Consider the following 11,328-nt stretch of genomic DNA (forward strand, 5'->3'; position numbering starts at 1 on the left):
ACATGCGTGCACGGAACGCCGGCGCGCTTGAACAGCAACTCTGAACAAAGATGAGCCGAGGTGCCCACGCCGGACGTGCCGTAAACAACCCCGCCCGGCTTCGCCCTGGCCCATGTGAGGAATTCACCCATTGATTTGGCAGGCACGAATTTTCCGGCCACCACCGCCACATTCGGTACCTCAAAGGCGAGCGAGACGGCGGTGAGGTCACGCGCCGGATCATAGGGCATGTCGCGGTAGAGGAAGGGGTTGATCACGAAGTTGCCGACAGGCGCCGTGCCCAGGACGTAGCCATCGGCCACGGATTTCGCCACGGCATCGACCCCGATATTGCCGCCCGCGCCGGACCGGTTCTCGACAACGACGGCCTGCCCCAGTCGCTCGCGAAGCCCGTCCGCCAGGATGCGCGTCAACACGTCCGTCGCGCCGCCCGCGGGGTATGGGCAGATAAGGCGGATGGGGCGGTTGGGATAATTGGCCTGAGCGCTGGCCGCGCCCGAGATAACGGCGGCACCGGCAGATCCTAGCAGCAAACGACGCGAGAGCATCAAGACGTCCTTATCTTGTTGGATGACACTTCAGTCAAAGGACCGGAATCGTCTCATGAATGGCCATCAATGGGCAGATGCCGCCGCCATTTTTATGCCGCGGCGTTCAGGCTGCCGCCGCCTGCCTTCAGGAGGTGCCGCGGACGGAAAGCCGCACGGAAGAAGCCATTGGATGGACGCTTCTTCTTCCTGTTGGAGGCCTTCCGGGCCGGAGTTCCTGGCTTGACATGCCCCGGGGGCGCCGGTCCACTGGCCGATGCGAGCTGGTGAGCAGGAAAAATGGCATGCAGTCCTTGGCGAGTGTCCAGGCGCTTGTTTTCGATGTTTTCGGCACGGTGGTGGATTGGCGAAGCGGGGTTGCACGGGATGCCGGCACCTTTCTCGCCCGCCACGCACCGGGGACCGACCCTGCCGCCTTTGCCGATGCTTGGCGTCAGCGCTATTCTCCCGCCATGGAGGAAGTGCGCTCAGGCCGCCGCCCCTTCACCCGCCTGGACGTGCTGCACCGTGAGAACCTGGAAGCCGTGCTGCCGCAGTTCGGCATCGACGCCGCCGCTGTGCCGCCATCCGAGCTGGATGCGCTCAACCTTGCCTGGCACCGCCTTGATCCCTGGCCGGATTCGGTTCCCGGCCTCACGCGCCTGAAACGCCGCTTCATCATCGCTCCTCTTTCCAACGGTAATATCCGGCTGATGCTTGACATGGCCAAGCGCGCTGGCCTGCCCTGGGACACCATCCTCGGCGCCGAGGTCGCGCAAGCCTACAAGCCGACACCCGAGGCCTATCTGCGAACCGCCGAGGTGCTGATGCTGGAGCCGGCGCAGATCTGCCTCGTCGCCGCGCATAATGGGGATCTGGCCGCCGCGCGGCGGTGTGGCTTGCGGACTGCCTTCATCCCCCGATCCACCGAGCATGGGCCCGCTCAAGCGACCGATCTCCGGGCGGAAAGCAACTGGGACGTGGTGGCGGCCGACATGGAAGATCTGGCGGAACAGCTGGGTCTCTGAGCGTGGGCATCCCTCTTCGGGGTTGAGCACGAACCCTCCTGCAAAAGCCGGCTCGAAACGGTGGAGATCACCGCCGCTTTATGCCAGGAACAGCCTGCCGGCGCATGGCGCTCCGGGCGCATGATGTTCCGATCTGTCAATGAACAGCGCCTTCCGGAAATCCAGTTAGGTCCAATCCTCATTGGCGAAACTCATGCGGCGGCGATATCGGGGTTCGCAGCCAGATACGCCCTGGTGTCGAACTCCGCGCTGGGATCGCGTTCTTTGCGCCATCCGAAGCTCAGGTAATGCTGTAGGGGATCAACACCGGCAGCTCCGCTATCGGCATACATGGCCAGGTAGCCACCAATGTCGAGATAGCCATCCGGGTCCCGCTGCTCCGACCGGCCAAGGGCCAGGTGGTGAGCTTGCGCATCAAGCCCCGCAGCCACGACATCGGGATTGCACAGGAAGTAGAACTGACGGTCGGAGCCATTGCTTACCACCGAGCCGACAGCGCGATAGATCTTGCGCCCTTCAACTTCGCCGAGGGCGAGGTAATGCAGGAGCGGATCCATTCCCTCGGAGGCATAGCAGCGGTCACCGATGATCCAGCCTGGCACGTCCGGTAAGCCATTGAGCAGACCAGGTGCGAGCGGCAGTTCATGCGCTTGGCCAGGCGCGAAAGCAAAGGCGATGGCGCGTCCGCGCCCATCGGCGATTACGCAAGCCTTGGTGCCACGGCCGCCGCGAGACCGGCCAAGTGCTTCACGTAGATCTTGCTCTCTACCATGGACCCCCTCTTTTCAGCGTCCGTTCAAGGTGGCGAGCAAGCCGAAGGCCATGGCGGCGCATGTTAAGTCGGAGCTGCCACAGGAGCTGCGGCCTTGCTCAGTGGCCGTAAGCTGCGCAACCTCGGCAATGGCATTCGCGGCCTTCAGCTGTCGTCTCGGCCACGGCGGGTATCTCGGGTTCCAGGTCAGGCCACTTTCCAACATGACGTCCGGGCTCGGCGAAAGGTGCTGCGCAACGCGAGATGTCGCAGGCATGATGTGCGCTTCGTTGGGATGTGGTGGGTGTGCTGCGCGGCACTTCCGGTAGCAGCGAGCGCCGGCCCTGTCCGGCAACAGGGTTCCGCCAATCCGCGCGGCATTGCCCATCCCAGCGAGATCCTCTGGTCAAGATGCGGCTGCGTGATTTGGGCACGGCCAGAATTCCAAAATGGATTTCGGGCGCTTCCGGCAGAAGATGACCGCATCCGATGTCACCCAGCAGGCCCTTTGCTAACGTAGCCGTTTCTGGCAGCTTCATGAGCACAGCGACAGGATCCCGGCTTCCAGGGTCGTCGAGAGGAGCTTGATGTTGGTGGATTGCTTTCAGGCGGTGTCGCGCCATCCGGACGGCAGCACGGCGCCGGCGCTGCCGGAGACGCGTTTCGTGGAATTGAACGCAGCCATGTTGGGCCTGGAGCATGGCCGGCTTTCCTTCATGGAAGCGGGTGAAGGGCCAGAAACCGTGGTGCTCCTGCACGGCATCGGCGCCAACAGTGCGGGGTGGCGCTTCACGCTGCCGGCACTGGCCCGCCGGGCACGGGTGATCGCCTGGAACGCGCCAGGCTACTGGCTTTCCGCCGACTTCGCGGCCGAGGCACCCGTGGCGACGGATTACGCGAGGGTGCTCGTGGCGATGCTGGACGGGCTGGGTGTCGCGCGCGCCCACCTTGTCGGTTCCTCCTTCGGGTCGCTTGTCGCCATGGTGGTGGCGGCGGAACACCCCGGACGGGTGGAGCGGCTGGCGCTGCTCGGCACGTCCCGGGGACAGCGTTGGAAGCCCCAGGCGGAGCGGGACCGGATGTTGGCGATGCGGCAGGCCAGCATGGCGGCCGGCGGCATGGCCCTGGCGCGGGAGCGATGGCAGAACCTCGTTGCCCCCGGCACATCAGAGGCCGTGGCGGAATGGGTACGGCAAACGCTGGCCGCCACCCATGCCAAGGGATTGATGCGCGCCGCCCGCGCGAGCGACACGGCGGACACGATGGACTTCGCTCCTCGCATCGCATCGCCAAGCCTGATCCTGGTCGGCAGCGAGGACCGGGTCAACCCGCCCGAGGTCAGTCACACCCTGGCAAAGGTCATCCCTGGCGCCGCCATGGTCGTGCAGGAGGGCGTGGGGCACTTGCCGGAACTAGAAGCGCCGGCGGCCACGCTGGCGGCGCTGGAAAGGCACCTGTTCTGATGCGCCGCCGCCCAGAATCCGCGAAGATCCTCGCCATGCCGCTTACGCGCCGTGCCACCCTGGCCTTGCCGTTCCTGGCATCTTCCACCGCTTCCGCTCAGGTGGCCTGGCCTGTGAGGCCGGTGCGGATGGTGGTGCCCTATCCGCCGGGCGGTGGCCTGGACACCCTGGCGCGGGTCCTGGCGGAAAGGCTGACAGCGCGCTGGGGGCAGACGGTCACGGTGGAGAACCGGCCGGGCGGGGCGACCATCCCCGGCACGGATGCCGTGGCGAAGGCGGCGCCGGACGGAACCGTGCTGCTGATGACATCGGACGCCTCGATCACAGCCAATCCGCACCTGCACGGCCAGTTGCCACACGATCCCATGAAGGATCTGGTGGCGGTTTCCTACCTGCTGGATGTGCACCAGATGGTGCTGATCCATCCTTCGGTGCCGGCACGGGACATGGCGGGGCTGGCGGCGGCGGCGCGGGCGCGGCCAGGGGCGCTGAACTATGGCTCCTACGGCCCCGGCAGCCAACCTCATCTCCTGTTTGAGGCATTGAAGGCGCGCGAAGGGCTGGACATCGCACAGGTGACGTATCGTGGCCTGACGCCGGCCGTGCTGGCGACGGTGACGGGCGAGGTGCAGGGCACCCTGGCGGGCGTGGCCTCGGCGCGTGAGTTCCTGACGGCGGGCGCGCTGCGGGCCCTCGCCGTGGGCCGTCCCACGCGCCTGCCGCAGCTGCCGGAGGTGCCGACCCTGGCCGAGGCGGGATATCCGGAGATCGACCCACGCACCTGGTTCGGGCTGTTCGCCCCGAAGGGCACGCCCGAGGCGCTGCTGTCCCGCATTCAACAGGACGTCGCCGCGGTGTTGGAGGAGCCGATGATCCGGGACCGGCACCTGATCCCGAATGGCTACACAGTGCAGGCGGCCACCCCTGAGGAGTCGGCGCGGATGGTGGCAGCGGACTTCGCGGCGAAAGCGGAACTTGTCCGCATCTCGGGTGCGCGGTTGGACTGATGGGTTCTTCCGCCACGATGGCCGCCAGGCAATCAGCTTGTGCAAGGGTTCTGGCGGACATGCTTTCCAGATCCCCGTCCTCCCGAAAATGCGGCATGGCGCTGTGCGTCGTCGAGGAGAACCGATGCCTGAACAATATCGTTGAGCAGTGCCACGGGAGAGTCATGCTGCTGGCCCGACCAGGCCTCAATCTCGGCAACTGCCTTTCAGCACAAAGAACATTCGCGGATTGCGGGGTGATGGCGCTGATCAAGAAGGGGCAGGTTCAGGGTACCGGTGGACACGGCATCCAAGCCTAAGCGGCCTTCTGTTGTGGCCATTTGCAGCCCATGACAATCTTCGCGACAGAACCGCAAGGTTCATCCACCCTGCTTCTCGAAAAAGTTGTAAAGCAGCCGTCCGGCTGATCGAATCAGCCGCACAACTCCGGGAGCAGCCATGGGCCGATCAGGACGGGGGTGCAAAAAACGTTCTGAGGGCGCATACATCGCGCTGCACGGCAGGCCGGGAATTTGCCTTCATTGCCATGTCTCAGCCGGTCTGCCTTCGTGCAGGAGGGCTTGTCATGAAACACGGCATTGCCGACCCTCGCATCCTGTCGATGATCGGCCTCATGGTTGCAATGAACCCGGCCTGGAGTCAGGCTCCTGGTGTCATCGATCCGCAAACACCGCCAGTCACAGGCACGTCCCAGAGGCGCGTGCCAGTTAATATGCAGGTTTCTGAGATCGATGTTGGTGACACCAGCGGAGGCTTGGCCAGTTGCCGCCCGCGCTATTCCACCGAAGCCAAGCAAATTGGCCCAGCCACGGGTGACCAGGAAAAGGATAGTTACGGCTTCACCGTGATCGGGCTGGAATGTCCGGCTCCACGTTGACGCAAGTGAGTGGTGTTCCCTGTCCGCTCATGAAAATGATCAACCGGATGAAGCGCTGCCCGGATCAGGGCGGCCTCCATCCGGTTGATCAAACCAGCCGGGAAGCTGCGCATTGCATAGCGCTGGCAAAGGTTCCGCGTTCGACCTTTGCGGGCGTTTACGCATAACTTAAGGCATACAATTGGCTGCCTTGCGCAAGGCGATCCTTCAGTCCCGGATGACGAAAAGGAAGGCAGCATGTCCGGGCGCACCACGTTGACCGGCGATGGCCTGTGCGGCGCCGTCCGCTGCGACATTCATCATCCCGGTTCAAGGGGAGCGGCATCGTCCGCCGTCGCCGGGAGCGCCAATCCGCCTTCGCTGCGCTTCAACCATTACGCTCAGAAGATGGCGGCCCACTGAGCCGAGCCCGACGCGTCACCCGGGCACGCTCTGGGAATGCCTTTGCCGGCGTCCTGCGGCGTGGCATGAACTCTATCGCCTCGTCAGGCATCAATGGCTTCCCTGGTGGCGAGGCAGCCCGCGGCGGCTCCCCTTCCACCTCTTCCTCCGTGCATGGCGCCTTCTGCAACGGGCCGCGATCCCTCAACACGGGAGCTACGGTGTCGCTTCGCCGCATCGCCGGTTGCCGCAGGGTATCATCAGGGGGATGCTGAGGGAAAAGGGGGATCGTTGTGACCGGAACAAGAGAGCTCACTGGCGGCCGCGCTCGGGCGGGTTCCGCTGAATGACCGTTGCGCAGCGCGTCCGGACGCACTCACCCTTCGCGATCCGCAGCTATCGCTTCCAGTGGTCGGCGGACCTGATGACCTCCTGGGCCTTCGAGATGGAGACCCTGATCCTCGGCTGGTACATCGTGGTGCAGACCGAGTCCGTCCTGCTGGTGACGCTGTTCGGGTCCCTGCAGTTCCTGGGAACGCTGATCGCTCCCTTCTTCGGTCTGGCGGGCGACGCGTTCGGCCATCGCAACGTGATGTGCCTGATGCGCGGGGCCTATGCATTGCTGGCGGCTGTTCTGGCCGCATTGGTGCTGACCGACACGCTGACCCCATTTCTGGCGCTGCTGGTGGCAGGCCTCGCAGGACTGGTCCGCCCTTCCGACATGGGCACCCGCAACGTGCTGATTGGCGAGACCATGCCCGAGGACCGGCTGACCAGCGCCATCAGCCTGTCGCGCATCACTTCGGATCTGGCGCGCATCGGCGGCGCCCTGGCCGGGGCGAGCATCGTTGCCGTGCTCGGCATGGCACAGGCCTATATCATGGTGGTGCTGTTCTACGTCCTGGGCATGGTGCTGACGCTGGGCGTCAGCGCGACGCGGGTGGCGGAACAGGGGATCGTGGTGCCGCCGCCGCTGCGCGGCCTGTGGGAAGCGGCGCAGGCCGTTTGGCAGGCGCCGCCGCAGCTGGCTGCGATGCTGATGGCCTTTCTGATCAACCTCACCGCCTACCCTTTCACCCTGGGCCTGCTGCCCTACATCGCGCGGGACATCTACGGCGCCAGCCAGGCGGGGCTTGGCTATCTGGTCGCAGCCGTTGCAGGAGGAGGCATCCTGGCCTCGCTGTTTGTCAGCCGGATGGGCAGGGCGGCGCAGCCCGCGCGAATGATGCTGATCTTCAGCGTGGTCTGGCACGGGCTGGTTGTTCTGTTCGGCCAGATCGACAGCCTAGCTGGTGGCCTGTTGCTGCTGCCGCTGATCGGGATTGCGCAGATGCTGTGCCTGCTGCCGATGTCGGTGCTGCTGCTGCGAGGTACGCCTCCGGCCTTGCGGGGCCGGATCATGGGAATGCGCACGCTGGCGGTTTATGGGTTGCCGATCGGGCTGCTTTGTTCCGGCCCACTGATTGACTGGCTAGGCTTTCCGGCGACCTCGGCGATCTATGGAGCCATCGGCATCATCGCGACCTTGCTGGTGCTGGGCACCTGGCGCTCCCATCTCTGGCCGAGGCATGCCCCAGGGAACATTGGCTGAGAGCGCCATCAGCCGCCACTGGCGCCTGCCTTTCCGGGCCTGTCGCTTTGGCAAGCCTGGATGGTGCCGGGGCAGCTCGCATCCCGCACCTGCGCCCGGCTTTAGCCGTTCCGGTCAATGGCCCGACCGTAAGCTTTGCATAGATCTCCCGGCTTCATGGGGAGAGAACGGCACCTATCCTCCGCGAGAGTGATCGGCAATTTTTAAACCCCTCCTCTCGGCACCGGCCGGGAATGTTTGCACCGGCATGCTGGCTGTGGGACGCATCCAGGCCATGCGCAAACCCCAGTGGATGCAGGGGTGGTCAGGATGCGGGAGGAAAAGCCATTGTTGTCACGTCGGGCCGATACAGAGGCGGTGGATGGAAGCCCGCATCCTCATCTCGGAAGCGAGCGGCCTGCGGGGACGACGCGACTTCTGTTGCTCGTTTCGCTGGCCCATCTTGTCAGTCATGTCTATATCCTTGCTCTTCCGCCACTCTTCCCGTTCCTTCGGGATGGGCTTCAGGTTGGTTTTGTTGAACTCGGCCTCGCGCTGACGATCTTCAATGTTGTATCGGCTGTAGCCCAGGCACCCATCGGCTTCCTGGTGGACCGGATCGGGGCTCAGCGTGTGCTCGCGGCCGGCCTGGGGCTGGGAGGGTTGGCCTTTCTCTCCATCGGGCTTGTCGGGACTTACGCCTGGCTGCTTGTTGGCTCGGCGCTGGCGGGGCTCGCCAATGGCGCCTTCCATCCGGCGGATTATGCCCTGCTCTCGGCCGGCATCCCCAAGGCGCGGCTGGGTCGAGCCTTCTCCCTGCACACCTTTGCCGGCTATCTCGGCACGGCCATTGCTCCCGCGGTGCTGATCGGCCTGGCCCTCCTGGCCGGGCCCGGTTGGGCTTTGGGTGCGGTGGGGCTGACCGGCATTTTGCTGGTTGCCTTCATCCTGCCAATGCGCGTGCCCACGGCGCAGGAGCAGGCCCCTGCCCAGAGATCATCGGCGAACAGCCCAGGCGCGGCTGGCCGGTCGGTCTTCACGCCCGCCATCATCTCGCTGACCGTGTTCTTCGCCCTGCTCAGCTTCTCGAACGGGGCCATCCAGAACTTTTCGGTGGCTTCGCTGGTCAGCGGCTATGGGGTAACCCTCACTCAGGCAAATGCCGCCCTGACAGCGTTCCTGATGCTCAGTGCCATCGGTGTCCTGGTCGGTGGGCTTCTGGCGGACCGGACAAGACGGCATGGCGACGTCGCCGCCAGCGCCTTTGCCTTGACGGCGCTGCTGACCCTGCTCGTCGCGGTCGCCGACCTCGGGGCGGTGACGCTGATGCTCGTTCTCGGCGTTGCAGGGTTCCTGTCCGGCGTCATCGCGCCATCGCGGGACATGATGGTGCAGGCGGCAGCCCCTCCTGGAGGGTCGGGACGGACCTTTGGGATCGTTTCCACCGGCTTCAACATCGGCGGAGCCATCGGGCCGCTCCTGTTCGGCTGGATACTCGACCACGGGGCACCGCGCTGGGTTTTTGGCGCTGCGGCGGGTTTCATGATGCTCACCGTGGTGGTGGCCCTCCGCGATCGCTGGACGGCCCATGGGAAGAGTGGCGCCGGAGCACCCGCCGAATAACCGATCCGCACCGGAGCCGCTCGACGGTGTCGGCCGCGCACCGCGCCATGCATCCTCAGGGTGGGGGTGCATGGCACTCGATCAAAAGCCGGACAGGTCCCATGCAACGGCCGCCTCGGCATGAATGGCGGTAGCGTCATAAAGGGGACCGGGCTGTCTCCCTGCCGCACCAGCAGCATGATCTCCGTGCAACCCAGGATCACTGCCGCGGCGCCGTTCTCCACAAGCCTGGCGATCACCTCGTGATAAGCCTGCCGGGAAACAGGCTCCGTGCGGCCCTGGACCAGTTCCTCATAGATCACCCGATGCACCAGGAGCCGGTCCTCGTTGTCGGGCACCAGCACATCCGGCCCGTACCGGTCCCGCAGGCGGCCCTTGTAAAAATCCTGCTCCATGAAGGCAGTGCCGAGCAGCCCGACCTTCCGCAGTCCGGCCGCCTTGATGCGTTCAGTGGTGGGATCAGCAATGTGTAGCAGCGGCATGCTGATGGCCTCCTGCACCTGATCCGCCATGCGGTGCATGGTGTTGGTGCAGATCACCACGAAATCGGCCCCACCCGGCTCCAGGCGGCGGGCGGCACCGATCATCTCGGCGGCGACATCGTCCCATCGCCCGGCATATTGCAGCGCCTTGATCTCGCCGAAATCGAAGGACCACATGAGGCACCGGGCGGAGTGCAGCCCGCCCAGATGCGGCCGCCGCGCGAGCGATCGAGTGCCTGCTCCACTCCCTCCCTTCTCCGCTGCTGCCGAACGATGAGCCTTCACGTGCGAGCCGTCGAGGCTGAGTTCCTGTGGGACATCGCTGGAGGCTGCAATCCTGGCGAACAGCCGCTGCCACAGATCGCGTTGCGACCACCTGTTGAAGCGGTTGTAGACGGTGGCCGGCGGGCCATACGCCGCAGGCGTGTCGCGCCAGCGGCAGCCGGTCTTCAGCACGTGCAGGATGCCGTGGATCACCCGCCGGTCGTCGATCCGCGGCTTGCCCGGCCAACCGAGCGGCAAGCACGGCTCGATCGCCGCCCAAGCCGCATCCGACAACCAGAACAACCGCGCCATGATCCCTCCCAAACTGTTCAAACCTGATCAGGAGGTAAGTGCCCCAGTATAGCCAAAGAATTATATAGGTTTCCTACTTAGGATCAGACCCCATAAACAGGGTTAAGCTCCAGCGCCCTGCATGATTCACCTTGCTTGTGACGGTGGTCAGGGAGAGCGCGAGGAGCGGGGAGTTCTGGCTGACGGACCGGGCTCCTGCCGGGCAAGCCGCTTGGTATGCCACGCGTCGATGACCGGCGGGTGATCCACGGCATCCTCCACGTGCTGCGCTCCAGCGGGCGCTGGGTCGATGCCCCCGAAGCCATGGGCCACGCGAAACGCTGTACAACCGATTTGTGCGGTGGGCAGGTAAAGGCGGCTGGACCAGGCTGTTTCAAGCATTGGCCGCCGCAGGCGGGCCGCCCGCCGAGCTGCCGCTCGACAGCACCCACGTGAAGGCGCATCGCTGTGCCACCGGCGGCAAAGGGGGCAGACGGCCCAGGCAACCGGCATCAGCCGCGGCGGCCGCACCACCAAGTTCCACGCCCTGAGTGATGGCACGGGACGTCCGCTCGCCTTCCTGGTGACGCCCGGACAATCTGCCGATTGCCGCGCGGCCGAGGAGCTGTTGCGGAGCCTGCCAACCGGCAGCCTGGTCATGGCCGATCGGGCCCACGACACCAACGCTGTCCGTCAGCAGATCCAGAGCCAGGGCGCCGTGCCCAACATTCTCCCAAAGCGGAACCGGGTCTAGAAATGCTGCTTCAGCCCGTTCCTCTACCAAGGCCGCAGCGCCATCGAGCGTATGGTCTGCCGCCTCAAGGGTACGAGGCGCTGCCTCGGGCCGCCGCATCGCCACCCGCTACGACAAGCTGGCCACCAACTCTCTGGCCGCCGTCCAGCTCGCCGCCATCGTCAGCGACTGGTTATGAGTCCAGACCATAGCCGACTTCACAGCGACAACACACAGTTCCTAATATCTGATAATCCGCGCTTACCGGATTTCTTTTAGTTCTCGCCGCAAAGTCTGTGGGGCATAAAGTATGCTTGTGCCTCCAAGACAG

The 11,328-nt window shown here is 65.0% G+C and carries 9 protein-coding genes and 4 pseudogenes; 9 read left to right on the forward strand and 4 right to left on the reverse strand.

Annotation, left to right across the window (positions count from 1 at the left end; genetic code table 11):
• Window positions 1-548, reverse strand: a 548-nt coding sequence (locus tag F0Q34_RS13980) for a Bug family tripartite tricarboxylate transporter substrate binding protein (protein ID WP_277755281.1), incomplete at its 3' end; no start/stop codon positions are given.
• A gap of 284 nt (window positions 549-832) precedes the next feature.
• Between F0Q34_RS13980 and F0Q34_RS13985 the strand changes: the two genes are divergently transcribed.
• Window positions 833-1,555 carry a haloacid dehalogenase type II gene (locus F0Q34_RS13985; protein ID WP_149812850.1) on the forward strand — a complete coding sequence of 241 codons (723 nt, stop codon included), beginning with the start codon at window positions 833-835 and terminating at the stop codon, window positions 1,553-1,555.
• A gap of 557 nt (window positions 1,556-2,112) precedes the next feature.
• On the opposite strand, the pseudogene F0Q34_RS13990 reads toward F0Q34_RS13985, so the two are convergent.
• Window positions 2,113-2,319: pseudogene (locus F0Q34_RS13990) on the reverse strand (transposase); the annotation flags it as partial.
• A gap of 580 nt (window positions 2,320-2,899) precedes the next feature.
• On the opposite strand from F0Q34_RS13990, the gene F0Q34_RS13995 reads away from it, so the two are divergent.
• The 7 genes from F0Q34_RS13995 to F0Q34_RS14020 all read left to right on the forward strand — a co-directional run bounded on the left by F0Q34_RS13995 (window position 2,900) and on the right by F0Q34_RS14020 (window position 9,227).
• Window positions 2,900-3,769, forward strand: coding sequence for an alpha/beta fold hydrolase (locus F0Q34_RS13995; protein WP_161600877.1), 870 nt, complete (start codon window positions 2,900-2,902; stop codon window positions 3,767-3,769).
• Between the two features lie 35 nt (window positions 3,770-3,804).
• Window positions 3,805-4,776 carry a Bug family tripartite tricarboxylate transporter substrate binding protein gene (locus F0Q34_RS14000; RefSeq protein WP_149813013.1) on the forward strand — a complete coding sequence of 324 codons (972 nt, stop codon included), beginning with the start codon at window positions 3,805-3,807 and terminating at the stop codon, window positions 4,774-4,776.
• Between the two features lie 95 nt (window positions 4,777-4,871).
• Entirely contained in the window at window positions 4,872-5,075 is a 204-nt protein-coding gene (locus F0Q34_RS14005; RefSeq protein WP_161600878.1) for a hypothetical protein, read from the forward strand.
• 266 nt (window positions 5,076-5,341) lie between these two features.
• A complete protein-coding gene (locus F0Q34_RS14010; RefSeq protein WP_149812853.1) occupies window positions 5,342-5,653 on the forward strand; it encodes a hypothetical protein in 312 nt (103 codons plus the stop codon).
• Window positions 5,654-5,890: 237 nt separating this feature from the next.
• Entirely contained in the window at window positions 5,891-6,055 is a 165-nt protein-coding gene (locus tag F0Q34_RS21825; protein WP_161600879.1) for a hypothetical protein, read from the forward strand.
• 325 nt (window positions 6,056-6,380) lie between these two features.
• The gene (locus F0Q34_RS14015) at window positions 6,381-7,625 is read left to right on the forward strand and encodes an MFS transporter (RefSeq protein WP_149812854.1); all 1,245 of its coding nucleotides are present in this window, start codon (window positions 6,381-6,383) and stop codon (window positions 7,623-7,625) included.
• Between the two features lie 420 nt (window positions 7,626-8,045).
• A complete protein-coding gene (locus tag F0Q34_RS14020) occupies window positions 8,046-9,227 on the forward strand; it encodes an MFS transporter (protein ID WP_206668025.1) in 1,182 nt (393 codons plus the stop codon).
• Between the two features lie 197 nt (window positions 9,228-9,424).
• Here F0Q34_RS14020 and F0Q34_RS22650 read toward each other — a convergent pair.
• A pseudogene (locus F0Q34_RS22650) lies at window positions 9,425-9,886 on the reverse strand (aspartate/glutamate racemase family protein); the annotation flags it as partial.
• A gap of 114 nt (window positions 9,887-10,000) precedes the next feature.
• Window positions 10,001-10,285: pseudogene (locus F0Q34_RS22655) on the reverse strand (transposase); the annotation flags it as partial.
• Window positions 10,286-10,428: 143 nt separating this feature from the next.
• On the opposite strand from F0Q34_RS22655, the pseudogene F0Q34_RS14035 reads away from it, so the two are divergent.
• Window positions 10,429-11,196: pseudogene (locus F0Q34_RS14035) on the forward strand (IS5 family transposase).
• Window positions 11,197-11,328 lie beyond the last annotated feature (132 nt).

This window comes from Teichococcus oryzae (assembly GCF_008386565.1).
GTDB classification, from domain to species: Bacteria; Pseudomonadota; Alphaproteobacteria; order Acetobacterales; family Acetobacteraceae; genus Pseudoroseomonas; species Pseudoroseomonas oryzae.